Genomic DNA, 24405 nt, shown 5'->3' with positions numbered 1-24405 from the left:
ATAGTAAGAAATAAAACCATAATTATTCAAATAAAAAATCCCCCGGATTTGTTTAATGATCCAGGGGATTTTTTATCGCTAATTCTTTATATTTCCATACCGATCACAAACTTTTTTAGGATAATGGTATGTCCAAGTTTAATAGTTTTTTGCACGAAAGCTATCTATTTTATATTTATTTAATTATCCTACTAAGTTTTTTGTAAAATTCACCTTTTCTTTTTACATGATTAAACTGATTTGGATTAATATTAACTTTTTGTGAGAGTGCTACAATCTCTTCTTTTGTAATTGAATCTTTAGTATTTATAGATGCTATATTTGTATATTTTCCATCTTCTGTTTTTGGAATTTCTAAAATCCCTTTATTTACAAGATCAACTACAGCCTTATGCTCTGAAGAATGTGTATCTACACCAGTAATTTTCCAATTATGCATAACTTTTGGCGTATATACACCGTTCTTTACCTCTTTTAAATATGTAATAGCAAGGTTACGAATGGTTCCACCTGTTTCTCCGAATGCATTCTCTTGTTTAGATGACCAAGTTTGTTCAAATTTCCGCCCCTCTAAAGCTCCCCCTTTTGCCTGAAGAGCCTCCATTCTATACGCATTCATTCCTAGCGTCATAACATCGCTCATTTTGATTGGTTTATTTGTGCGAATAGAGCGTAAATTAGTAATTCTACTTCCATATGGCTTTGTTAAGTCAATTTCGTATTTTACGCCTCCAAAGAAATCGTTCGTACTGTATTTAGACGCGCGACGGTTTTTATCAAAGCTAACTGTTACATCTCCAGCACGAGATGAGTTAAAATATCCTGCTGCCCATTCCATATAATCTTTTAAATCTTTTCCGGTTATCTTATATACTGTAATTTCTCCCAAGGCATATTGATAATTATACGCAATATCTTTCTTCTTTATAGGACCTATATCCAAACGGGCATAGTCATTATCAATTTGATGGGCTACTACATCCGCTTTGCTGTAATGGAGCATGACTTCATGAAAGAAATCTGATAAAGGTGTCTCTTGAATCTGCACACTTGGAATACCCTTTATTTCATTTTCAGGAACAAGGTTTCTACCCTTTAATTGAGCGACAACAACATTTGCATCTCCTCTCGCATACTCGTGAAAAGGTGTCAGTGTGTCTTCAAGTGTAGGATCAGATACTATTGTTGTTCCATCAGTATTTTTTACAGGTATAGCTGTAGCAGTTTTATCTTTTAAAACCAGCTTTCCATCTTGCTTTGTAAAAGTAAGGTCAATACGTGAGATATGTGTTCCATATTTATCTGGTTCTGTAATAATAACGCCATTTACAACTTCTTTTTTAACAAGTTTATGCATATGAGCTGCAAAAATAGCACTTAGTTCCGGACAAGCATTCGCAATATCTTGAACACCAGTACCAGGGATTCCATTCTCATTTTCTAGTCCCATATGCATAACGCCTACCATTACATCTACTTTACCTTCTAATTCTTTAATTGCCTTTTTTGTCTCTTCTACTGGATTTTTCACAACTAAACCATCCAAATGATCTGTCCCTTTTTCAAAATCACTAATCATTGGTGTATTCATACCAATAATCCCGACTTTAATTCCACCTTTTTCAACAATTGTATATGCAGGAAGAAAACGCTCTCCATTTTCCTTATAAATATTTCCTGCTAGTGTCTTGCCCTTATATTGCTCACTAACTTTTTTCAATGTATCTAATCCAAAGTTAAATTCATGATTTCCAAATGCCCAGGCGTCATATTCCATTGCATTCATCGCTACCATCATTGGCGATTGTGGCTGATCATTGAATAACTCTACTGAATTTCCTTGAATTGTATCCCCAGCATCTACTAATATGGTATTGGGATTTTCTTGACGCACCTTCTTTATAACCGTATAAAGCTGCGTTAAACTTCCACTCGTATTTGCACCATCAAGCGCATAATCCCAAGGCATAAATCTACCATGAATATCGGCAGTACCTAACAGTGTAATATTAACATCAGATTCCTCAGCTTTTGAGATAGATGGTTTGACTGTTACTGCTGTTCCAAGAAGTATAAAAATAACAAAATAACATAAATAGTTCTTCCATTTCATTTTTTGCATAATAACAATATTTCTCCCCTTTTTGTACTTTCATAAAGTTGCTTGAACTTTAAAAATGTAACTTATTATTCGGAAAACTTCAACTGCAAAAGAAAATTTTGGAGGTGGTTCTGCTGTGAAAATATAGAGAATAAAATGCATATACCCCCTAGCAGAATAGTATTTACTTCTTCCTCCAACGTGTGAAGAGCGCTAAACCAACGGTAGATGTATATGTACTGTCAAAATTATGGACATATAACTCATTTCCGGAAATCATTATAACTTAAAGATATAGTGTGTAATGCTGATTACATTTTCGGATTTCATTGCTAATTTATTTCCTTCTAAATGAAAATGCTGAGATCACTTCCAAAAATAATAACCCCGTTCTTCATTTAAGACGGGGTTCCACTTATACAACAATTCGGATTCAGTTTTTTTTCGAATATTCGTTTCCTATTCAAGAGTAAGATCTGCTAGTTTCGTATTTTCTTCTGCTTATCAGGACTTATATTTTATCACTCGAACCCTTGATGCTTTCCTAAATCGCTCAATAAATAGATAATAATTTTTACTTTTCAACTTCACAAAGCAATTTTACCTCTTTGATTTGTTCTATATGACGTTGTTCATGCAAATAGATTAATTCTATCCACTGATCAAGAAGTAATTCTCCAAGAGCTGGATGCATCACTGATTTTTTTGCCAATTTAGATTCATCTTCTATTGTACTCAGAAAACGCATCAATGCTTTTCTAGAGTCGGTTAACAAATCAACCATTTGCAGCACTTCAAATGGTTCTATACTTGGTTCAATCATTTCTGGTGCTATAAATTTTATTGATCTATCTAATACAATAGTATGAATTTCTTTACGCTCATTTTGGAAACTATCCATCTTTTTTAATCCTGACAAAATAACCGTTATAACTCTCTCATCTAATAAAACTAAGTGATGACAAACTTGTGCTATACTCCATTTATCCTTATCTGGTTTTCTATTAAATTGAGTATCACTTAACAAAGTAATTTCCTCAAATAATTGATTTCTCGTTTCATAAAACTTGTCCTTTACAAATGTATTCATGTGAATTCTCCTTTCATTAGAACCTATATACTTAGATTCCTGCGTTAGAAATATTCTCTATAGAAGAAAGATTTTCCTTCACTACTGTTTCTCTAATTCACGACTAAATATATGAGTTTTCTCAACATCCTTGAAGATTTCCTTGAGGTTATCATGTGCTGCAGCTACACCATAATACTTTCCACCGAATCCTTTCAATACAACTACATAAAACGTTCCTAATTATCAATCTAGCATTAAATAAATGTAAAAAATGCCCCTATTCATTCATTTTTCATGCGTATGTATGTACATTTGTTAATTTATTCGATATATTATGTGTATTGAATGATTACGAAAAGCTTATTGGTCGCTAAAAAACACCTTATATTTTTATATCCGAGAAAACTACAAAGTGTATAAAATTCCATTTGTCAAATGAATTTAATGCGGAAGGAGGTTTGTGGTTACTTCATCGGGATATAACCATCAGTTTTGAACTGATAAAAATATAGGAGGCGACATAATGTTTCGTACGATTTCAAATTTCATGAGAGTAGCTGAGATAAGAAACAAAATTCTTTTTACACTAGCGATGCTAATTGTTTTTCGAATTGGCACGTTTATTCCAGTTCCTCATACTAACGCAGAGGTATTAAAAGTACAAGATCAAGCTAACGTTTTAGGTATGCTAAACGTATTTGGCGGAGGAGCACTGCAACACTTCTCAATCTTTGCTGTAGGTATTACACCATATATTACAGCTTCCATCATAGTACAATTACTACAAATGGACGTTATACCTAAATTTTCGGAATGGGCAAAGCAAGGAGAAATGGGCCGAAAGAAATCAGCTCAATTCACTCGATACTTTACAATCATTCTCGCATTCATACAAGCCATTGGGATGTCTTATGGTTTTAATAATATAGCAGGTGGACAATTAATTACAGATCAAAGCTGGACTACATACTTATTTATTGCGACAGTTTTAACTGCAGGTACTGCATTTTTACTTTGGTTAGGTGAACAAATTACCGCTAATGGCGTTGGTAACGGTATTTCGATGATTATCTTCGCAGGACTTGTTGCGGCGATTCCAAATGTTGCGAATCAAATTTATTTGCAACAATTTCAAAATGCAGGCGATCAATTATTCATGCACATCATAAAGATGGTCTTAATTGGTCTCGTAATTTTAGCGATAGTTGTTGGTGTTATTTACATTCAACAAGCTGTGCGTAAAATACCGATTCAATATGCAAAAGCTGTTTCAGGAAACAATCAATATCAAGGAGCAAAAAACACTCATTTACCTCTTAAAGTAAATAGTGCTGGTGTAATTCCAGTTATCTTTGCTTCCGCATTTTTAATGACGCCGCGTACAATTGCGCAGCTCTTCCCTGATTCAAGCGTATCGCAATGGTTAGTTGCAAATCTTGATTTCGCACATCCACTCGGAATGACGCTTTATGTCGGTCTGATCGTTGCTTTCACATACTTCTACGCATTTATTCAAGTAAACCCTGAACAAATGGCTGAGAATTTGAAAAAACAAAATGGCTATGTGCCTGGTATTCGTCCTGGTAAATCAACAGAACAATATGTAACGAAAATTTTATACCGTTTAACATTTATCGGTGCAATTTTCTTAGGTGCCATTTCAATTTTACCGCTCGTATTCACAAAAATTGCTACATTACCACCTTCTGCACAAATTGGTGGTACAAGCTTACTTATCATCGTCGGTGTAGCACTTGAAACAATGAAGACGTTAGAAAGTCAGCTTGTGAAACGTCATTATAAAGGGTTTATAAAAAAAGTAAATTAAGTAAAAAACACAGTTGGTTATTTTTCCAACTGTGTTTTTGATTCTACTACCTCTAATTTTCCCACTAATGTATCAATCACTTTTTCTAAGTTTACAATTTTTTCTTCTAATGCTTGGATGCGTTTTTCGCTATCCTCTACATTATTATATTTTAACTCATCATTGGAAGATTTGAACTGCTCCCATAATTCAAAAATAGTATTTTCAGTAGGTGATTTTGATTTTTCACCACTACTGGTTGCATCTTTATTTGATTCTAATTCAAATTGAAGTTCATATGTATTTCCAGTTAACTCTTTAGCTATTTCCGCAATTAAATCTTTATAAGACTTTTCAACCCATCCTTGTTGGAATTCGTTTTCAAAATAAATGATTAATGAATTTTCATTTATTCTGGCTGTCGTTTCTTTAACCCATGTTTCATATGAAGGTCTTGAAATTATTAATTGCATTTTACCTTTTATTTCATTCCAAATTGTATTGGGTTCTTCTTGTCCGGAAGTGAGTGGATTATTTTGCATATGATGAATATGTGTGATAGGAGTGGTTTTTGATTCTATTTCGAACCAAATTTGATATACTTCATTAGTAAGTTTCTGTACGGTACTTGAAATTATATTTTTATACTCACCTTCAAGCAAATCACGATGAAACGCATCCTCACAAAAGATTATTAATGTATTATCTTCTATAGTAGCATTTGTATTTCTAACCCAGGTTATAAATGTTTTCTCTGCTAATTTTGGCCTTAACGCTTTCTTTACTTCATCCCAGCTATTTAGCCTTTCTTTTGGAACATCTTTCAACTTTGATGGTTCGTCATTACATAAATCAAACTGAATTTCAAACGTCGTATTAAACATTTCTCTTAATGTATGAAATACTAATTCTTTGTAGTGAGATTCTAACCAGTCACGAGCAAATTCATTTGGACAATAAATTGTTAATATATCATCCTCTAAATAAACAGTAGTATTAGTAAACCAAGTTTCATATGATGGTTTTGAAATTTGCGGTCGAATTTTTTCCTTTACTTCAGTCCAATTCATTTTCATAATAACTCCCCTCTTTTTATAGTTCTCTTTCATATAGCTTAATAAGCTTACGCCTTTCCAATAAATAAAGTCAATCCGTATCATGAATAAAATTCAAGCAGCCCTGTTATATACAGGGCTGCTTCTTTATACAACTACATTTCCTTCTCAAATAATTTCCCTTGTTTGAAATAGCTCCGGAGTGTGGATCGATTAGCTAAAAATACACCAACCAAAATAAAACAAGCACCTATTCCCATTGTAGGGTTTAAAGGTTCTCCTAATATGATATATCCTACAATAATAGCAATTAACGGTGATACATATAACCACGTTGACGGGAATACAGGATTTGTTTTTGATAAGAGCCAATAATATAATCCGTGCCCACCAATTGATCCGATAAAGATAAGATATAAAATAGGCCACTGTACACTCCATGAAGCTAATACAGATACATTCGGTTGTTCTACTATGACGGATACGATTAGTAATAAAACCCCTCCGTAAAACATTTGAATACCATTAATGAGAAATGGTGATACACTTTGTAAATCCGAAAGTATTTCTTTTGAGCGAATAGAGCCTATTCCGTAAAATAACTCTCCTATTATTAAAACAAAACAAGCAATACCCCATATGAGACTTACTTCTTGGTGCGTTCCTGGTAAAGAAACAAAAACAACACCTATTAGTGCGATAATTAATGCTACGAGTTGCTCCTTTTGCAATTTTGTCTTATTTCTCATTGCTTGTAATAACAAAATCATCATCGGCCCCGTAGCAGAAAGTACAGCAGCTAACCCTGAAGAAATATATTGTTCCGCCCAGTACAATGTAGCAAATGTCATAAATGTTAAGCAAAAACCAGCATATATAATACGTTTTGAAAATACATGTGGCATAATTTCTTTTCGCCTTAACTTAAATATAATCATCAGAATTACGCCTGCTAACAAGAAACGAATTCCTGCTGAAAATAATGGTGGCGCTCCTGCTTCAATACCGATTTTTATCGTTAAAAATGTTGTTCCGAAAATAATACATACTAAAATATAATTGAAAATGACCATTTTTCTTCCTCCTTTTTACTCTTAACATGAGTATAGAAGGTATGGTGTATAACAGTGTATCTATGTATATAACAGTTACTTAAAATTGTAGTTGATTCTCTTTATATTTTTCGCTTTAATAAAATAAAAACGAAAAAGGTGAAAGCATGAAGATTGTCCTTCGTAAAGAATCCAACATACCATATTACCAACAAATATATATGCAAATCGTTGAAAGAGTACAAAGTGGCATGCTTGCGCATGGTGACTCCCTTCCATCTTTACGCTCTATGGCCGAAGATTTGCAGATTAGCCTATTAACTGTTCGTAAGGCATATAAGCAATTAGAAAAAAAAGAATATATACGCATTGAGCAAGGAAAAGGTGCTTATATACATAAACATGTAAAGAAAGATTTCAAACCAATTCCGTACAAATGGCAACAAACGAAAACGATTAATGTTATACGATCTCAATATGCAATGAATCAGCACCGAAAATATTACGATTTTTCACAAGCGATTTTGTATCCTCGTTTATTGCCAAATCCATTCTTAGCAGACGAAATGCATAAAATACTTCATAAAGACCAGATGATCCTAGCAACTTATGGGCCAGTACAGGGTGATTATGAACTGCGAGTTGAAATAGCAAATTACTTAAGTGAACACCAAAATTTAGTGACCGATCCATCTAAATTATTAATTACAAGCGGAGCACAACAAGGAATTGATTTAATTGCTCAAACATTATTAAAACCTGGTGATATTGTATTAGTGGAAAGTCCTTGTTACAGTGCTGCACTTGATATTTTCATCAATAAAGGTGCTAAAATTATACCAGTTTCTCTTGATAATCATGGAGTTCGCTCCGACTTAATCGATGATATTTGTCAAAGTAAAAATCCCGTATTATTGTATACGAATCCAACTTTCCAGAACCCGACAGGTACAGTAATGAGTAATGAACGGCGAATGGAACTTATAGAACTAGCAGAGCTATATGAGTTTTTTATAATTGAAGATGATTCTTTCGGAGAAATATATTTTGAGGGTGCTACTATTTCCTCTCCTATCAAAAATTTTGATACGAATGGTCATGTAATATATATAAAAGGATTTAGTAAAACGTTAGCACCAGGATTGCGTATCGCATCTCTTATTGCCGATGGGCCTATTTTTGAATGGTTATATGCTGTAAAAGGTTCAATGGATATCGGTAGTCCTTTATTAACGCAAAAAGCACTCCTTCCTTTTTTACGTGCAGAACGTATGAAAAACCATTTAGAAAAATTACGTACGGCTTTACAAATTAGACGTGATATAACTATTGATATGTTATCACCACTTAAAGAATTACGATTTGAAATACCAAATGGTGGCTTTAATTTATGGATTACACTTCCGGATTCGATAGATCCCTTTACCTTATTACAAAAAGCAAATGAAGTAGATGTCTCTTTTTTACCAGGAACAGCTTGTCTATTAAATACCGATATAAATAATAACAATTTACGGATTAGCTATTCAATGTTAAATGAAAAAGATATGTTGATTGGTTTAGAGAAATTACATGATACAATACGAAAATGTATATTATAGAGATAACATTACATGTCTAATAAGAAATACTATCCAAAATGAAAATGTGACTTTTGGGATAGTATTTCTTTCTGCGTTTTTTGTGGTTCAACTTCACTTTCTCTACAAGCCACTATCTTCATTATCCTCTGACTTTCATTACAATTTTACCTCTAACATGTTGACCTTCACTCAAAATATGAGCTTCTCTAATCCCCTCTTCATTAAAAGGTACAACTTTACTTATAATTGGTTTTATTTTTCCGTGTACAATTAATTTTGATAATGCTTCTAATTGCTTTCCGTTTGGTTTTAGCCATAAAAAACCTGATTTTATCCCTTTTATTTTTTGAATTGGCTCATGAACAATCGAAACTAACACACCACCAGATTTTATAATTTGAAAGCTTTTCTCTTGTACTTCGCCACCTATTGTATCTAATACAATATCGAAATCTGATAGTAATTCTTCAAATTTATCTTTTTTATAATCAATAACGAGATCTGCTCCTAAAGACTTTAAAAACTCTTCATTCTTACTACTTGCAGTTGCCGCAACAAAAGCTCCAAATGATTTTGCGATTTGGATTGCCAAACTTCCAACTCCACCAGCTCCAGCATGAATGAGTACTCGGTCATGTTCTTTTATTTTTGCGTAATCTACAAGACTTTGCCACGCTGTAAGTCCTGCAAGAGGAATAGAAGCTGCCTCTTCGAAACTTAGATTTGTAGGCATATAAGATACTAAATCCGATTTTACTGTAATGAATTCAGCATAAGAGCCCTTCCTTATATTTTCAGGTTTCGTATATACTTTATCTCCTACTTTGAAGCACTCTACCTCTTCCCCAACTTCTTCAATAACCCCAGCTACATCCAATCCTAAAATAATTGGAAATGAAAATCGCAACTGTTCTTGTAAGTCTCCTTTTCTTATTTTCCAATCAACAGGATTAACAGATGTCGCGAGAATACGTATCAATACCTCGTTACCTTTAACAATTGGTTTTATAACTTCTCTTTCTTTTAATTCTTCAACATTACCATATTGATCTATAACAATTATTTTCATTTCCATTCCTCCTTGCTATTTATTTTAATAACATACAAATATTTCTCAAATTTTTTTGCCTTGAATTATCATAAACTTATTTTTGGGGGTAATTACGTAAGAAGCGTTATGAATTCCATAAAAAACGTACACTCACCTTAGAATCACTCAAAACTGTATTTTCAATTACATTCAAAAGAAATGGGGAGAACTCTATGACTGAAAAGATATTTAAAATAAACGGGATTGATATATGTACAGAAAGCTTTGGGAACCCTAAAAACCCAGCTATTTTATTAATTATGGGCGCTACGTGTTCAATGGTTTATTGGGATGAAGAGTTTTGTGAACAGTTAGCTAACACGGGGAAATTTGTTATTCGTTTTGATAACCGTGATGTGGGATGCTCTGTTACATATGAGCCTGGAACTTCCAATTATACAGTTACAGATATGGCTGAAGATGCAATTGGGGTACTCGATGCTTATCATATTGATAAAGCTCATCTATTTGGTATGTCATTAGGTGGTATGATCGCTCAAATTGCTGCTGTAAAACATCCCGAAAGAATTTTAACGTTAACATTACTGGCTACAAGTGTGATAGGCTCTGACGATAACACGCGCGATTTACCTCCGATGGACGAAAGAATTTTAACACATCACGCAAATGGCACGCATTTAGATTGGACAAATGAAAATGTTGTAGCAGAATATTTAGTTTCCGGATCTCGCCTATTATGTGGATCCAAACGAACATTTGATGAAAAAAGAGTCTATAATCAAGTAAAACAAGAAATAGCACGCGCAAACAATCTATTAAGTATGTTTAATCACGCTTTACTTCAAGGTGATGATGCTTACGAAGGTGTGCTTCACTCCATACAAGCACCTACACTAGTTATTCACGGAACAGACGATACTGCACTCCCTTTTGAACATGGTCTCGCACTTATTGATGAAATTCCTAACTCAGTCCTACTAACCCTTGAAGGCGCAGGACATGAAAATCATCCTGATGACTGGGCAGACATCATTCATGCTGTTGCTGAACATATATCTAAAATATAGATAAATAACGAATAAAAGGGGCACACCACAATTTGTGCTCCTTCTATTCGTTACATGTAAAACAGCCCATCACTGTATCCGTATGTATAGTGATGGGCAATACTTATTTTTTCTATGTTTAAAAAAACGGACAATCTAATTGATCAACAGATTCCCATGATTTTTTTTTTATATTATCGGTGGATTTATTAGCTTCTAGTGGCACGTTTTTAAAGGGATTTACTTCGACCTTTAATAAAGATGATGGCTCCACGTATAATGAGAAAACATGGCTACTTGGTATAGCTTTTGACACATCAATATCTCCTACTTGTTTAAAGAGTTGCTGCGCTGCAAAGAAAAAGAAATTGGTTGGGTTTGATTGTTTATTCAGCCATGCAATCATTTCAGGTGATACTGATTTATGAATATTGATTTTTACTCGATCACCACGTTTATATCGCCTAGATCGCATACTTCCACCAACTAACTTATCGTTAAGTTTGTAAATCCTAACTCTTTTTGCTTATGCTCTCTATATTTTGGCGAACAAGTGTAGACTAATAATCCACGTGCATTTGTAAATAATGGATTATCTACAAAGATTACATTTGTTAGTCGTCCTTTTTGTTTTAAAATCATTTTTAAACTGTTTTTAATAATTACTGCGCCCCCGCCATAAATAAATACGTATGGATCGTCTTTCATGTCATCAATTTTGTTTATGATATCTGTTGCGACACGCGCTGCTAAACCTAATAATGCTGGTTGTGATTCTTCAACTAGTAACGCATTTCTTGGGTGCTTTTCATGTAAATAAATTTGGTTAAACTCTGTAATACTATCAATCGTCTTTGTTGGATACTTCCGATTCCATCTTGTAATAATTTGTAGTAACGTTTCTTTCACACCGTATGATAAGCCCTTACTTAGTTGTGGTCTAAAGTTCACACCTAGTGAAACTACTTCTTCTGTCGTCCCTGCACCAATATCAAAAGACAATAAAGTTTTATCAACAAAATCAATTTCTGAAACTTGATTTTGTTCACATTCTATTTTATGTTTCACTACATTTCCTTCTTCATCATATACAATGCCCCACGTACCAGAAGCGCCCTCAGGTAGGCATTTACAATATTCGATTGAAATATTAATTGTCACATCACGTCCGTTTGGATAATGGAACACAACCTTATGATTGCCCATATAACGTTTCGCATTTTCCGCAGCTATTTCTTGTGTAATAAGCTGCATAGGAAGAGCAACAGATAAATCATAACGAATATTAATATGACTTGAAGTTGGACTTTGACGCATAGCACTTACTGCTAAACCAGATAGAATTGTAATAACCATTAACTCATCAGTTGACTTATTTGATTTCTTCTCAACCTCAGTGCCTTTTAATTGATCTTGAATGACTTTTTCCCCAACGATATACCGCACGTTATTTAACATTAGTGATGGAGAACTAATGGTCACGTCAATGTGATTTTCTAATTCGGATAATGAAACATCACTCTCATCTAACAATCCTGTAGGCTCTCCTATATATAAAGAATATATACTCGGAATAAAAATAGGGTCTTGCCCTTTCACCATTAACTTCAAACCGTTATTTCCTGCATCAGCACCAGCTTTTAATAGAATAGACATAACTACCCCCTAAATTAATCTGACATCCCTTCCAAATATATGCGAGCCCATTCTTTTACATTCAAATGTAATGTAATTTTTTATTAATCATAAAAACAAAATATCATGTTCTTGCACCATTTATGTAAAAAGTATTTGACATAAAACTTTTCCAATTTTATACTATGGATGTAAAGAGTTTTTTACAACTATGGAGGTGTTATTTCTAATATGAATCGCAAAAATTTCATTTTACTAACAATCGTTTTATCGTTACTTGGAGTACTTATACATGGAGTCTATAAATACATCTCTGAAGGTGCGATTTTAGGTGGAACAATCTTCGCAAGTGCAATAATAATTAGCTACCTCATCAATCATATTACGTGGGGAGATCCAAACGGAGTATCAGAAGAAAGCAAAGATGAAATGGGACAACAAATTAAATATAAAAGCTTTAAAATTTCTTATTTTGCACTTATATGCCTTATGTTTTTTATTTTAATATTATCAGAAGGATTTGCATTCCTATTACTCGATGAAATAAAGAATCTTCCTCTTTTTATCGCACTTTGTTCTTCATTCTTTATTTATCCTATCGTCGAACTTATAGTCGCAAAACAATATAAATAAAAAAGTGAGATTTTGTAAAGTGATAATAATGTTATTTAATTTTGATTTAAAAATATAAGAGCCTTGCTACAAATTATATTGTAGTAAGGCTCTTTAAAGTTGTTTAATTTCTAACCTTTTAAATGAGTTTGTAGACAAATTATTGAGATTCTTCTTCTAGAAAATTAAAATCACCATCAATAAGATTCTGTAAATACTTATCAAAGCTGTTTGCAATCACTTCATATTCATCAGGGTCGTGCAAAAAACGGATTATTTGACCACATACACCTTCATCAGAAGGGTTAAAATCAATATAGAGTCTTGATGTTCCACCATTGTTCATACAGTCTGAAAAATGAATATAAGTGCCAGGGAGAAGTCCTTGTGGATTTATCTTAGAATCAACAGCATCCTCGTCATCTTGGTATTCTAAAAGATAGGATACGTCTTCTTCTTCTTTTGAACTTTCGAGCATCTGCTGTGTAGAAAGCAAATAATATGGATACTCTTCAACATCTGAGCCTAAAATACATACTGCAACTTTGTTTTCTCCATATTTCCGCCAATATGTACCATCGATATTTTCAAGTAAAGAGATTAATGATTCTGGACACTTCGGATATTTCAACCTTAATATATCAATATCCTCTTTTGTAGCACCGCACGCTTTATTTAGTGCTTCGAGATCATCTGTTGATAATGCTGCTCTCAAGCCGTTTAAAAATTTGTTTACCAAATCCATTATTTTATCCTCCCAATAATCAAATATAAATTTTTTAGTCTATATACCTAACATAAATAAGATTTGGCCTTTACCTGTTTTCACATCTAATTTAATTAGTACCATTACGCTCTAGCTCTTCTCGATTAAAGTATTGTTCTAGTAACTCTTTACCTGTTTTGATTGTAGTATAGTACTCTCCACCATACAGTTTCCCTTCTGATGGATTGTGAAAATCTTCGTATTTCTTGAAGTCTTCATTTTCTTCAAATGATTTCTTTGCAAGGTCCATGTCTGTTGTTTCAATTGCACAAAATACCCTACCTATATCATAAACGTCCTCTTCATCAAAACTCTCTTCTAAAAGATAGTGTTTATCTTCTTCTATAGACGTTATCTTACCTTTTGTAAGTGAGTATAGGTGCTTCGTTTCTTCTACTTGTACCATGATAAAAATCCAACCAACTCTTACAACCGTACATGGTGCTAAACCCTCTAATGTAAGTGCAACTACCTTTTGGTCTTTCACAAATTTCCCCATCTTACCTACCCCTTAATTCGTTTATTTTATACTATAACCATAGTCTCTTAAACATTTATCTGCTCTAAGTGAATCTCATCTTTTAATATTTACATTCCTTCAACTATCGTTTTTAATTTATTCACAGTCCGCCAATTCCTAACTGTAGCTGGTGTATGTAACTTCTGAAACAGACTCATTAATTTAGAATTTCGAATGCTATTTTTGAAAAATAAATACACAACTTTTTCATGTATAAAACAATCTTCAGTCTCATTTTTTTGCTTAAGTAGATGATCTTTTTCTTTTTCAGAAAGTTCATTCGCTAAGAAGGCAACATGTATACTTTCCCCTTCTAACAATGAATCGGCTTCATAGGGGCATCTTTTTATCATATTTATAAATTCCTCATGTGTTCTTAACATGACTGGAACATCAAAACCAAAAACGTTTTTAATTTCCGATTGTATTTGTTTATTTAAAAAATCAATATCTTTTTCAGATTCGAACACGATATTACCGCTTTGAATATATGTTTTTACTTGTTTTAACTCTATTGATTCAAACATTTGTTTTAAATCAGCCATTTTGATTACCTTATGCCCGCCTACATTGATTCCTCTTAGTAATGTAATATAAATTGTCATATCAATCCTCCATATTTAAATGAGCCGAACAATTGAGTTGATTTTCACTCTCATATTTCTCGGATATTTGTTTTAATTCCTCTAACATATCATGTATAGATAATAACTCAAACAAAATGATAGATTCGCTTGAAAAGTGATGATGATATTGATTTGGTTTACAATGTCCTAAATCATTTTTATAATCCCAAAATTTTTTGTCTAATTCATCAATCAGTTTAAAATGTTCTTCATCTATTTCATTACAATTATTTCTTAATATGGAGATTATAGAATGAACCGTTCGCTGTAATATCTCTTTTTTATTTTGTGACCAGTCCCATGTTTCAATTGGTGCTCGAGCTAAATTATCTATATGGTAAATAATTTGCTGCAATATATGGAGTTGCTTCTGCATGGCTAAAAAGCTTCTCATTTCCTTCTTTGTATGTCGATGATATTTCCAATCTTTTTGCTCATATTGAACAAATTGTACCGCTTTATGTAATGATAAATTCAAATTAGATAGATTATAAGTTGTCTCTTTCGTTATAACTTTCCCTTCAATTAATGCATTAAGCCATTCCTCCATAATATTTGCAGTTTTAACAAATAGCTCCTCTGTACATCCCGAAATGGTTTGAAGGTAGTGTGGTGGCAAAATGAAAAAATTCACTAAAGTAGATACTATAATACCAGTAGATGTAGTAGCTAATCGAATTAAAAATGCAGTGAAATAATGATCTGCCGTAATAGGGATCATTGCAACAGCAGTTAATGTTGCGACTAACGTTCCCGCATGTAACTTTAGTTTTTGACATGTAACGATTGTAAACATCGCTGCTAACGCATAAGAAAGAGCCTGATGACCTAGGGAAAATGTGAAAGTCATTGCATACGCCGATCCAATTGTTGAAGCTGGAAAACGAATTAGCCCTTTTTTTATAGAATCCGTTGCAGTTTGCTCAATCGTTACAATAGCCGTGATGACAGCAAAAATAGTGGGTATATTGAAAAATTCACAAACTAGAACTGTAAGAAAAACTGCTATTCCGGTTTTTATCACCCTTCTTCCAACAATATTCCATTTTCTAACTTGATTCATTTTGTATTTCCTTCATTTCTATTTCATTTATATATATAATCTACATTATATATCGTACTAAATAAAAAAACTTACTACTTTGTTATGCAAGAGTAAGTTTTTCTTCTCGTTATTTCATGATAGGTAAATGCATTATAATTTGTTGACCGATTGGTCCCATTCTTCTAAAGCCTTTATCTTGGAAGCCGACTTTTTCATATAAATTTTGTGCAGGAATATTTTTTTCATTCACAGCAAGTACAACCTCATTTTTTATCGGGAAATAACGTTTTACAAACTCTTGTAATAATGCCAATGATTTTTTAGCATATCCCTTTCTTTGTCTATTGTGATTTATAGAAAACGAAGTTAAAAGTAAAGCATCTTGATTGTCTGTGAACTCCTGTACTCTATCCCCTGTTTGCAATGCGAAAAGACCAACAGGTACCCCATTGTAATCTAAAATAACAATCACATTTTTTGTTCGATCACTTTTTGCTTTCTCCAATAATTCACCTGGATCTGATGTGAATTGAACTTGTTCACTTGGTAAAGTAAATGTTTGTATAACTTCTTTATACTTCTCCTTATACGGAACTAATTGAATTTCCCCTGTATGTATGTTCATGCGAAACTCTCCCATTTTTCAACTTATTAACTTAAACCTTGCTGCACTTTTGAATGCACTTTTCCATCTAAAAAGGTAATTTCAACTAATGAAGTTGGATCGCTTCCCTTCCATGAAAAAATTTGTTTAATTTGTGTAGAATCTTCTACACCTTCCTCTATAAGTAGATTACCATCAAAACCAATTACATCTTTCACTTCAATATAAGTCATTCCTTCATTTATATTCGAGAAATGTTTTATATTGATAGACTCTTTCTTCTCACTTTCCAACACAGTAGAAGAAGTCGCTGTTTGTTTTTTCATTTCTTTCTTTTGTTCACACGCTGTCATACTGAAACCTAAGCATAAACTACATACTATTAATGCGCTTTTTTTCATCATAACAGTTGTCCCTCCCATCATAATTAAACCATATATTCCCTTAAAAATAAACTGAATATTAAATATTATGTTAAAAAATCCCCGTACAATTAAGTACGGGGTTAACTTTATTTATTCAAATGATTATTTGATTGGTCATTCTGTTCTTTTCTTAGTTCTTGTTCTTCATCTTTTGGTAATTGTTTATCATTATCTTTAATTGGATTCGTTTCTCGATTTTCAATCATGTCATTTGGAACTTGTGGCATTACTCGGCCAACAATTGCTGCTAACTCATCAAGTATACCTTCACCTGTTTTTCCTTTTTTTATTTGCTTTCCAATTTGTTTGAGTCGTTCATACGTATCAACATCCGCTACAACGACTGCATTAGCACCATCCGGATCGTTTTTTAAACTTTCTGCCACAGAGTATTTAATGGACTCAACACGAGTTCGATCGAGTTTCGCTTTTACATCAATACCTACAATAGCATATTTGCCGACTACTACGGCTGTTGCATCATTTACACCTGGCACACTTGCGGCTAAAGATGCTAAATGATCCGCTGCTTTTTCATTTGGCTTATTTGATTTGTTTGTATAATTAACATTTTTCGTCGAAACATTTTTTTGCTCCGGTTTTTCGTTTGGATTGTCCTTTTTTCCAATACTGCATCCAGTTATAAACAAGCAAAGCATCAACATATATATTAGGATCTTCATTATTCTCACCACTTTACTATTAAAGTTTAATCATAAATTTTTTCAACAGCTTGCATTTTCTTCACTTTTTCCTCTGCTCCGCTATTTGCATTAATGAAAATTTGGTACGTATCTTTCCCTAAAGTACCTACAAATTCATAACAAAGTACTTCATTATGCAAATCATTTACTACGACTGCTTTACGTTCTTCCATAACTTTAACATCTGGATTAATTTTCTTTCTTGCTTCTGCTGCAGTTAGCTTTGCTGAGGGAACTGTTCGTTTTTGGTGTGATGCTAAATATTCTTTTGCGGAAAAACCAACGATAGAACCATCATCTAAAGCAATTTTCATTTGAATTGCTTCTGGATAAATTCGTACGCCATTCTCATTTACTACATACGTAAATACACCAACATTATCATATTGTGAGCTATCAAAAAGCTCCATATTATTAAACTTGTGTTCCTTTAAAAATTTCAAACCTTTACTTCCTGCATCGTTTAAACTAATTTTCTGTTCTTTAATTTCTCGGTTATTCATAACCCAAATTGGATATCCGCCTTTTCCGGTAATATCCATATAAAACTCATTATTCGTTGCTGGATCTTTAATTTTCACACTATAGAAAGATTCTTTCGCACCTTTTCCGCTTTTCTCAACATCTACTTTTTCATTTCCTTTTAAATTCAAAAATGATTTTGCGATTTTCGCCGCTTCATCTTTAGAAATTGCTTTTCCTTCTGCTTCAAATCCACCTTTTTTATTTTTTTGTGCACTAGTAAAGGTCGGTCCGAAGTTTGTAGATGAATACGATGTTACGTTTTTCTCTACTGTTTTTAATCCGTCAATAATTGTATTGTCTGCAGGATCACGATTTGATGCGAGTGCCATCTCAACATCCATCCAGCGTAAATTATTTTTCAAAACAAGATGTTGCACTTTTCGTAACTCATCTTGTATATTTCCTGCATTTGAATATAAAGTTTCCAACGTTTTGTATTCTTGATTATTTAACGGTTCTTTTTCTAAATCACGAATGGCTGCACGGTAACTAAAATCACCGATATTTGCTAAAAATTCTTCCGTTTTATTAAAAGGCATTAACGTTAAAGGCAGTTGTCCTACATCCGAACGAGCTACAGATGTTATTCTCCATACGTCTGCTAATGCAGGTGATAAAGATGCACGTGAATTCATCGCAAGCGTTGTTCCAATTTTGTCGTGCAATAAATCAACCTCATACGCTAAATCATGAAACGCACGTTGATAGCTATTTTCTGCTCGAATTAATACTGCATTCTTCTCTTGGTGCTCTTTATAGCCCCAGTATCCAGTTCCAACTACACCGATTGTTAATAATACGATTACAATACCTCGTAACACAATTCCACCTCCGCTCTATTTACAGAAAATATGTTTCCCGATCTTTTTAATTTGTGGACGAGTCCAAATCCATTTACTTGTTGCGGTATCTGGATTGAAATAGTACAATGCATTTCCTGTTGGATCCCATCCATTAACTGCATCTAATACAGCTTTTTTCGCTGTTTCATTTGGCGTTAAATATATTTGTCCGTCTGCTACCGCTGTAAATGCTCTTGGCTCAAAGATTACACCCGAAACGGTATTTGGGAATGATGCACTTGTAACTCGATTTAAAATAACCGCAGCTACTGCAACTTGCCCTAAGTACGGTTCACCACGAGATTCTCCATATACTGCGTTTGCCATAAGCTGAATGTCATTTTGAGAATAACCATTTGGAACATTTGTCCCTTTATTTTGAGATGGTTTATTTTCTTTTGCAGTACCACCACTATTTCCTTTATTCGTTGTCGTTCCTTTATTAGCTGTTGACTTGTCATACTTCGTTGCTTTTACTAGCATTTGCTTCGTTTTAGCTCCAGCTAAACCATCAACAGGTAGTCCAAATTTCTCTTGAAAATTTCGAAGTGCCCAGTATGTACCCCATCCGAAAACACCATCCACTTTTCCCGTATAAAATCCGTTATATTTCAAACGAGATTGCAGTTCAATGACATCTTCGCCAGATGCTCCTCTTTGAATGACTTGATTAGAAAAAGCTTCAACATTTTTTAGTTGTATACTACTGACCATCAAAGATAGTCCTATGAACGCAAGTAAAACTGCTATTTTAAAAATAGCTTTTTGGCGCATGATTTTCCCTCCTTAATTATGTAAATGATTTCTTGGTTATGTTTTGTAAAAGCCTCGCTTTTATGTAAAGAAGACAAAAAAATCCAAACTCATATCGTTGAAAAAATATGTAAACAATATAAAAAAAGATAAAAGGAGTTCATCATGAAAAAATTGTTAAAGCGTATCGCACTCGTCATTTTGTTCATAACTACATGTTCAAATATATATACTGTTCCATCAATTGTTCATGCGCAGCCGCCATATGCCAAATGGGGGAAACTTGCTGTAGAAAAGACGAAAGAACAATACCCAAAAGCGGAGATTATTGATTACCTTCATATAGGTAGAAAACCGAAAACCGTTCAAATAACGGTTGAAAAATTTAAATTGTGGCTACGTGAAGATGGAAAAGAATATGGTGTTTTTGTTGATGTAGAATTTGAAACGAAGACAGATAAATTTATAAAGATGACATTTCAGAAGACGAGTAGATAAAATGAAAGAACCCGCACTGTTTATATTTTAAACAGTGCGGGTTCTTTCATTTCTATAATCCATCCCTAAATTTACACCTTTCAAACATTCTCTCTTCTTATAAAGAAAGAACCCGCACTGTTTATACAGTGCGGGTTCTTTCATTTCTATAATCCATCCCTAAATTTACACCTTTCAAACATTCTCTCTTCTTATATAAACTTATAATGCTCCTGTACATGCTCAATAAACAATTTCAATGGAACAAGTCCACGTTTTGGCATATGACTACTTATTACAGCAACAAGTTCTAACTGTGGAATGATAACGATGTATTGTCCGCCATATCCCATAGCAAAATACATACAATACGGTATGTGAAATCTTTCGTTATTCAAAACCCACCAGTGATATCCATAAGCCCCCACATGTTCATACGTTTCAAATAGAGCTTTACTAGATTCTTCTAACCATTTCGATGATACAATTTCATTCCCTTGCCAATATCCATTCTGCAAACATAATATTCCGAGCTTTAATAAATCTTTAGATTTCATTTTCATACCGAAACCGCCGACATGTATGCCTTGCGGATCTTGTTGCCACTCATATTCGGTAATTTCTAATGGATCAAATAAATATCTTTTCGCAAACTGCTCTGTCGACATTCCGGTAACTTCTTGAACAATATAGCTAAGCAAGTGAGAAGACCCTGAGTTATAATTCATTTTTGTAGCTGGTTCTTCCATTATTGGTTTTTCTAATATATACTGCACCCAGTTTTCCGATTCTACAAAATCATTTGGGAACACTACTCCATTTCCGAACTCTTTCCAATCCTCACCTGTAGTCATCGTTAATAAATGATAAAGAGTCAAATCCCGCTTTTCATTAGATACATTTTCAATCCACTCTATAATCGGTGTATGTATATCATTTATATATCCTTTATCAATTGCAATACCAATTAATATAGATACAATGCTTTTTGTAATTGAGTTTATTTTATATAAATTACTTGCACATTCTATCGTTTTATAATATTCATTGGTTAGCTCACCTTTTTGATAAACGAGAAATGTATTTACTTTTTTCTTTTCAAATTTATTTTCTAGTTGCTTGAAATCCAAAACTTTACCTCCAATTAAATCATTACCTAATTTATTATATCTTGTAGCTTTAATTAAAACATAAATGTGTTCAAATAAAAAAACAAACCTGCCAGTAATAAACTGACAGGTTTGTTTTTTATAATTTCGTACGAACATTCCAAAGCTCTGGGAAGAAACATTGATCAAGTACTCGTTTTAAATACGATACACCAGAAGATCCGCCTGTTCCCATTTTATGACCAATAATACGTTCTACCGTTTTCATATGACGGAAACGCCATTGTTGTAGCCAATCTTCGATATCAATTAATTTTTCAGCAAGCTGATATAAGTTCCAATATTTTTTCACATCGGCATACACTTCTATCCATGCTGCTTCTACTGTTGCGTCTTCTTCATAAGGCTGCGTAATATCACGATTTAACACATCTTTATGAATAGGGAATCCTTCTTTTACAAGTGCTTGAATTGCCACATCATACAAACTTGGTGCGTGTAGCGCTGTATGAAGTCGAGCGTGTAATTCTGGATCTTTTTCATAAATTTTTAATGCGTGCGGCGTTTTATAGCCAAGCGCATACTCAATCATACGATATTGATACGATTGAAAACCTGAAGCTTGACCGAGTGAGTCACGAAACTCAATGTACTCTGATGGTGTTAATGTCGCAAGAATATCCCAAGATTGAATAATTTGCGACTGAATTTTTGATACACGTGCTAACATTTTAAAAGCTGGTTGTAATTTATCTTGTTTAATAGATTCAATCGCTGCGTTTAACTCATGTAAAATAAGCTTCATCCAAAGTTCACTTGCTTGGTGAATCACGATGAATAACATTTCATCATGATGATCTGATAATCTCTTTTGAGAAGATAGTAAACTATCTAATTGTAAATACTCCCCGTACGTCATATTCTCTTTAAAGTCCGTATGAATTCCTTTTTCCATAATTACCTTTTCGTTTTCTTTCATATTAGCCAAACGCCCCTTTTATATAATTCTACTTATATTGGTCTAATAACTGCTCGAACTGGACTTCCATCTGCATCTGTTAAGGCAAGTGGTAATGCGATTAATTCATAATCGCCGTCTGCTACATGTTCTAGTACGACATTTTCTAAAATGTGTATACCATGTTTAAACAATTGGTAATGCGCTGCTAATTCTTTATCGTCTAATGGATCTACTGATGGTACATCTACCCCAATTAAACGAATTCCCTTTTCAGAAAGAAATGGTGCGATATCAGCACGTAAATGCGGAATTACATCCGGGAATTCATTCGCTTTACCATGTGAAGATGTGCGTAACAACAAGCGTTCTACGCCTTCTAAATGAAAGGTTTCTAATTCCTTTTTCCCAATGCTTACAAGATTAGAAACATCAATGATCCGCGCTGGACCGACATAAACTTGAACATCTAAATCTATTACTTTCTTTCCATCATTATCAAAATGAAACGGTGCGTCAATATGAGTACCTGTATGAATACTCATCGTTAACTTTCCGACATTTACTGAGCCACTCTCTTCTTTTGACCATGAAACTTCATACGAGAACGGTGTATCACCTGGCCAAGTAGCAATATCATTATTTAGCGGTTGTGAAATATCAATCCACTCTGAAGCTTTCATACTTATGCCACAACCTCTCGCTTATTTTCAAACTGCTTATACTCTTCATCTTTCATAATTTTCTTTAATATTTGTACAGATTTCCACACTTCTTCGTATGTGTTATATAAAGCGACCGGCGCAAGTCTTACTCCATTAGGTGCACGGAAATCAGGAATCACTCCATTTGCTTTTAACGCTTTACATATGCGCGCTGCTTCTGCATGTTCTAAATAAATGTGCCCGCCTCGTTTTTCATCTTCTAATGGATTTCCAATTGTAAATCCGTAATCTTTTAATTCATAATCAATTAAATCCAGCATGTATCTTGTAATATGTAGCGATTTTTCACGTAAACGTTCTATACCAGCATCTTTAAATATTTCAAGAGAACCAATTAAAGGTGCAATACTTAATACGTGCGGTGTACCAATTTGATAAGCACCTGCATGATCAGCAGCTGTTAATGTATGTTCCATATCAAACTGCTTATCTTTTCTAGAACTAAACCAACCTGATAATCCTGGAAGTCTATTAAAATGCTTTTTATTTACATAAAGCCCCGCAACTCCACCAGGTCCTGCATTTAAATATTTGTAATTACACCAAATGGCGAAATCAACATCCCATTCTTTGAAATGATGCGGAATAGAACCGATTGAATGACATAAATCAAATCCAATATGAATACCACGCTCATGAGCTTCCGCTGTTAAACGTTTCATATCAAGAATTTGTCCACTTCTATATAGTACAGAAGGCAATAAAATTAACGCGATATCATCTGTCATTGCTTGAATAATATCATCTTCAGAAAGTGTTCTACCGTCTCGGCTCTTCACTCGTACTAAATGCTCATCTGGATCTAGACCCTTTAAACGAATTTGACTTTGAAGTGCATATATATCTGACGGAAATGTTAATTCATCAGCAAGAATTTTTGTACGTATTCCTTTCGGCTCATAAAACGTCGCAATTACTTGGTGAATATTCGTCGTTGTGGAACCGGTTACAATTGTTTCTTCCGGTAAAGCTCCAATAAGAGGCGCAGTCAATTCACCTAATTTCTCCGAAAGGAAAAACCACGGATGCTCTCCTTCAGTCCAGCCGTCAATTCCATACTCCTTCCATGAATCGAGCAACGTAAGTAATGATTTCTCTGCTCTTTTTGAAAGTAGCCCTAATGAGTTTCCATCTAAATATATCGTTCCTTCTTTTTTATAGAATTCAGTTTGAAAATCTTTCAGTTCATCATGTTTATCACATTCAAGCGCATATTCATAATTCGGTTGAAATGGTTCTTTATACATGGTGTCACCTTCTTTTAATTTTCTTTTTATTCTAACTAATTGAAATATATCACCTTAGTTGATAT

The 24405-nt window shown here is 33.6% G+C and carries 25 protein-coding genes; 5 read left to right on the top strand and 20 right to left on the bottom strand.

Annotated elements, in window-relative coordinates; all coding sequences use genetic code 11:
* Nucleotides 1-175 precede the first annotated feature (175 nt).
* Both DN389_RS14945 and DN389_RS14940 read right to left on the bottom strand, forming a co-directional pair.
* Nucleotides 176-2122: a bifunctional metallophosphatase/5'-nucleotidase gene (locus DN389_RS14945; RefSeq protein ID WP_098190815.1), complete on the bottom strand. Its 1947-nt coding sequence runs from the start codon at nt 2120-2122 to the stop codon at nt 176-178.
* A 553-nt stretch (nt 2123-2675) separates the two neighbouring features.
* The gene (locus DN389_RS14940; RefSeq protein WP_060486760.1) at nt 2676-3191 is read right to left on the bottom strand and encodes a DinB family protein; all 516 of its coding nucleotides are present in this window, start codon (nt 3189-3191) and stop codon (nt 2676-2678) included.
* Between the two features lie 505 nt (nt 3192-3696).
* On the opposite strand from DN389_RS14940, the gene secY reads away from it, so the two are divergent.
* Nucleotides 3697-5001, top strand: coding sequence for a preprotein translocase subunit SecY (gene secY / locus DN389_RS14935; RefSeq protein WP_048547274.1), 1305 nt, complete (start codon nt 3697-3699; stop codon nt 4999-5001).
* A 17-nt stretch (nt 5002-5018) separates the two neighbouring features.
* Here secY and DN389_RS14930 read toward each other — a convergent pair whose 3' ends face one another.
* A complete protein-coding gene (locus DN389_RS14930) occupies nt 5019-6056 on the bottom strand; it encodes a DnaA N-terminal domain-containing protein (protein WP_098190814.1) in 1038 nt (345 codons plus the stop codon).
* A gap of 134 nt (nt 6057-6190) precedes the next feature.
* Nucleotides 6191-7108, bottom strand: coding sequence for a DMT family transporter (locus DN389_RS14925; protein WP_098190813.1), 918 nt, complete (start codon nt 7106-7108; stop codon nt 6191-6193).
* Nucleotides 7109-7254: 146 nt separating this feature from the next.
* Between DN389_RS14925 and pdxR the strand changes: the two genes are divergently transcribed.
* Nucleotides 7255-8688, top strand: a complete 1434-nt coding sequence (gene pdxR / locus DN389_RS14920; RefSeq protein WP_098190812.1) for a MocR-like pyridoxine biosynthesis transcription factor PdxR — start codon at nt 7255-7257, stop codon at nt 8686-8688.
* A 121-nt stretch (nt 8689-8809) separates the two neighbouring features.
* Here pdxR and DN389_RS14910 read toward each other — a convergent pair whose 3' ends face one another.
* Entirely contained in the window at nt 8810-9739 is a 930-nt protein-coding gene (locus tag DN389_RS14910; RefSeq protein ID WP_098190811.1) for an NADP-dependent oxidoreductase, read from the bottom strand.
* 194 nt (nt 9740-9933) lie between these two features.
* Here DN389_RS14910 and mle point away from each other — a divergent pair, with 194 nt between their 5' ends.
* Nucleotides 9934-10788 (top strand): BCA family alpha/beta fold macrolide esterase, encoded by an 855-nt coding sequence (mle, locus tag DN389_RS14905; protein WP_149237315.1) that lies wholly within the window; start codon nt 9934-9936, stop codon nt 10786-10788.
* Between the two features lie 118 nt (nt 10789-10906).
* Here the strand turns inward: mle and DN389_RS14900 are convergent, their stop codons facing one another.
* Nucleotides 10907-11242: a hypothetical protein gene (locus DN389_RS14900; RefSeq protein WP_001257747.1), complete on the bottom strand. Its 336-nt coding sequence runs from the start codon at nt 11240-11242 to the stop codon at nt 10907-10909.
* Between the two features lie 11 nt (nt 11243-11253).
* Nucleotides 11254-12423, bottom strand: a complete 1170-nt coding sequence (locus DN389_RS14895; protein ID WP_046954076.1) for a ParM/StbA family protein — start codon at nt 12421-12423, stop codon at nt 11254-11256.
* Between the two features lie 210 nt (nt 12424-12633).
* Here DN389_RS14895 and DN389_RS14890 point away from each other — a divergent pair, with 210 nt between their 5' ends.
* Nucleotides 12634-13035: a hypothetical protein gene (locus DN389_RS14890; protein ID WP_001080451.1), complete on the top strand. Its 402-nt coding sequence runs from the start codon at nt 12634-12636 to the stop codon at nt 13033-13035.
* Between the two features lie 139 nt (nt 13036-13174).
* Here the strand turns inward: DN389_RS14890 and DN389_RS14885 are convergent, their stop codons facing one another.
* The 9 genes from DN389_RS14885 to sleB form a co-directional block, all read right to left on the bottom strand.
* Nucleotides 13175-13759, bottom strand: a complete 585-nt coding sequence (locus tag DN389_RS14885; RefSeq protein WP_088122300.1) for an SMI1/KNR4 family protein — start codon at nt 13757-13759, stop codon at nt 13175-13177.
* A 91-nt stretch (nt 13760-13850) separates the two neighbouring features.
* A complete protein-coding gene (locus DN389_RS14880) occupies nt 13851-14279 on the bottom strand; it encodes a hypothetical protein (protein ID WP_097916915.1) in 429 nt (142 codons plus the stop codon).
* A gap of 89 nt (nt 14280-14368) precedes the next feature.
* Complete coding sequence (locus DN389_RS14875) at nt 14369-14905, bottom strand: DUF1697 domain-containing protein (protein ID WP_149237314.1); 537 nt, start codon at nt 14903-14905, stop codon at nt 14369-14371.
* Between the two features lies 1 nt (nt 14906).
* A complete protein-coding gene (locus DN389_RS14870; RefSeq protein WP_149237313.1) occupies nt 14907-15989 on the bottom strand; it encodes an aromatic acid exporter family protein in 1083 nt (360 codons plus the stop codon).
* Between the two features lie 109 nt (nt 15990-16098).
* Nucleotides 16099-16596, bottom strand: coding sequence for a GNAT family N-acetyltransferase (locus DN389_RS14865; protein WP_088608806.1), 498 nt, complete (start codon nt 16594-16596; stop codon nt 16099-16101).
* A 26-nt stretch (nt 16597-16622) separates the two neighbouring features.
* A complete protein-coding gene (locus DN389_RS14860) occupies nt 16623-16979 on the bottom strand; it encodes a hypothetical protein (protein ID WP_098190809.1) in 357 nt (118 codons plus the stop codon).
* A 107-nt stretch (nt 16980-17086) separates the two neighbouring features.
* On the bottom strand, nt 17087-17683 hold the full coding sequence (locus DN389_RS14855) for a YhcN/YlaJ family sporulation lipoprotein (RefSeq protein WP_098190808.1): 597 nt from the start codon (nt 17681-17683) through the stop codon (nt 17087-17089).
* Nucleotides 17684-17709: 26 nt separating this feature from the next.
* A complete protein-coding gene (gene ypeB, locus DN389_RS14850) occupies nt 17710-19050 on the bottom strand; it encodes a germination protein YpeB (RefSeq protein ID WP_149237312.1) in 1341 nt (446 codons plus the stop codon).
* 15 nt (nt 19051-19065) lie between these two features.
* A complete protein-coding gene (gene sleB, locus DN389_RS14845; RefSeq protein WP_046954084.1) occupies nt 19066-19845 on the bottom strand; it encodes a spore cortex-lytic enzyme in 780 nt (259 codons plus the stop codon).
* Nucleotides 19846-19989: 144 nt separating this feature from the next.
* Here sleB and DN389_RS14840 point away from each other — a divergent pair, with 144 nt between their 5' ends.
* A complete protein-coding gene (locus DN389_RS14840) occupies nt 19990-20322 on the top strand; it encodes a DUF3889 domain-containing protein (protein ID WP_048547304.1) in 333 nt (110 codons plus the stop codon).
* 191 nt (nt 20323-20513) lie between these two features.
* Here DN389_RS14840 and DN389_RS14835 read toward each other — a convergent pair whose 3' ends face one another.
* The 4 genes from DN389_RS14835 to kynU form a co-directional block, all read right to left on the bottom strand.
* The gene (locus tag DN389_RS14835; protein ID WP_088063661.1) at nt 20514-21431 is read right to left on the bottom strand and encodes a serine hydrolase domain-containing protein; all 918 of its coding nucleotides are present in this window, start codon (nt 21429-21431) and stop codon (nt 20514-20516) included.
* A gap of 118 nt (nt 21432-21549) precedes the next feature.
* Nucleotides 21550-22389 carry a tryptophan 2,3-dioxygenase gene (gene kynA / locus DN389_RS14830; RefSeq protein WP_087983895.1) on the bottom strand — a complete coding sequence of 280 codons (840 nt, stop codon included), beginning with the start codon at nt 22387-22389 and terminating at the stop codon, nt 21550-21552.
* Nucleotides 22390-22421: 32 nt separating this feature from the next.
* Nucleotides 22422-23051 (bottom strand): arylformamidase, encoded by a 630-nt coding sequence (kynB, locus tag DN389_RS14825; protein WP_098190806.1) that lies wholly within the window; start codon nt 23049-23051, stop codon nt 22422-22424.
* Nucleotides 23052-23053: 2 nt separating this feature from the next.
* A complete protein-coding gene (gene kynU / locus DN389_RS14820; protein WP_149237311.1) occupies nt 23054-24340 on the bottom strand; it encodes a kynureninase in 1287 nt (428 codons plus the stop codon).
* Between the last annotated feature and the right edge of the window lie 65 nt (nt 24341-24405).

The organism is Bacillus sp. AY3-1 (assembly GCF_008368785.1).
GTDB lineage: Bacteria > Bacillota > Bacilli > Bacillales > Bacillaceae_G > Bacillus_A > Bacillus_A wiedmannii.
The sequence above is the reverse complement of the archived record's forward strand: the minus strand, read 5'-3'. Positions and strand labels throughout refer to the sequence as shown.

Bases quoted from the DNA above. Each gene is read 5' to 3' on its own strand.
- DN389_RS14940 (WP_060486760.1), bottom strand. From the start codon at position 3,191: ATGAATACATTTGTAAAGGACAAGTTTTATGAAACGAGAAATCAATTA.
- DN389_RS14885 (WP_088122300.1), bottom strand. From the start codon at position 13,759: ATGGATTTGGTAAACAAATTTTTAAACGGCTTGAGAGCAGCATTATCA.
- DN389_RS14880 (WP_097916915.1), bottom strand. From the start codon at position 14,279: ATGGGGAAATTTGTGAAAGACCAAAAGGTAGTTGCACTTACATTAGAG.
- DN389_RS14890 (WP_001080451.1), top strand. From the start codon at position 12,634: ATGAATCGCAAAAATTTCATTTTACTAACAATCGTTTTATCGTTACTT.
- DN389_RS14875 (WP_149237314.1), bottom strand. From the start codon at position 14,905: ATGACAATTTATATTACATTACTAAGAGGAATCAATGTAGGCGGGCAT.
- DN389_RS14945 (WP_098190815.1), bottom strand. From the start codon at position 2,122: ATGCAAAAAATGAAATGGAAGAACTATTTATGTTATTTTGTTATTTTT.
- kynA (WP_087983895.1), bottom strand. From the start codon at position 22,389: ATGAAAGAAAACGAAAAGGTAATTATGGAAAAAGGAATTCATACGGAC.
- DN389_RS14910 (WP_098190811.1), bottom strand. From the start codon at position 9,739: ATGAAAATAATTGTTATAGATCAATATGGTAATGTTGAAGAATTAAAA.
- mle (WP_149237315.1), top strand. From the start codon at position 9,934: ATGACTGAAAAGATATTTAAAATAAACGGGATTGATATATGTACAGAA.
- kynU (WP_149237311.1), bottom strand. From the start codon at position 24,340: ATGTATAAAGAACCATTTCAACCGAATTATGAATATGCGCTTGAATGT.
- sleB (WP_046954084.1), bottom strand. From the start codon at position 19,845: ATGCGCCAAAAAGCTATTTTTAAAATAGCAGTTTTACTTGCGTTCATA.
- secY (WP_048547274.1), top strand. From the start codon at position 3,697: ATGTTTCGTACGATTTCAAATTTCATGAGAGTAGCTGAGATAAGAAAC.
- DN389_RS14840 (WP_048547304.1), top strand. From the start codon at position 19,990: ATGAAAAAATTGTTAAAGCGTATCGCACTCGTCATTTTGTTCATAACT.
- DN389_RS14900 (WP_001257747.1), bottom strand. From the start codon at position 11,242: ATGCGATCTAGGCGATATAAACGTGGTGATCGAGTAAAAATCAATATT.
- kynB (WP_098190806.1), bottom strand. From the start codon at position 23,051: ATGAAAGCTTCAGAGTGGATTGATATTTCACAACCGCTAAATAATGAT.
- DN389_RS14895 (WP_046954076.1), bottom strand. From the start codon at position 12,423: ATGTCTATTCTATTAAAAGCTGGTGCTGATGCAGGAAATAACGGTTTG.
- DN389_RS14865 (WP_088608806.1), bottom strand. From the start codon at position 16,596: ATGAACATACATACAGGGGAAATTCAATTAGTTCCGTATAAGGAGAAG.
- DN389_RS14870 (WP_149237313.1), bottom strand. From the start codon at position 15,989: ATGAATCAAGTTAGAAAATGGAATATTGTTGGAAGAAGGGTGATAAAA.
- DN389_RS14855 (WP_098190808.1), bottom strand. From the start codon at position 17,683: ATGAAGATCCTAATATATATGTTGATGCTTTGCTTGTTTATAACTGGA.
- DN389_RS14925 (WP_098190813.1), bottom strand. From the start codon at position 7,108: ATGGTCATTTTCAATTATATTTTAGTATGTATTATTTTCGGAACAACA.
- pdxR (WP_098190812.1), top strand. From the start codon at position 7,255: ATGAAGATTGTCCTTCGTAAAGAATCCAACATACCATATTACCAACAA.
- DN389_RS14930 (WP_098190814.1), bottom strand. From the start codon at position 6,056: ATGAAAATGAATTGGACTGAAGTAAAGGAAAAAATTCGACCGCAAATT.
- DN389_RS14860 (WP_098190809.1), bottom strand. From the start codon at position 16,979: ATGATGAAAAAAAGCGCATTAATAGTATGTAGTTTATGCTTAGGTTTC.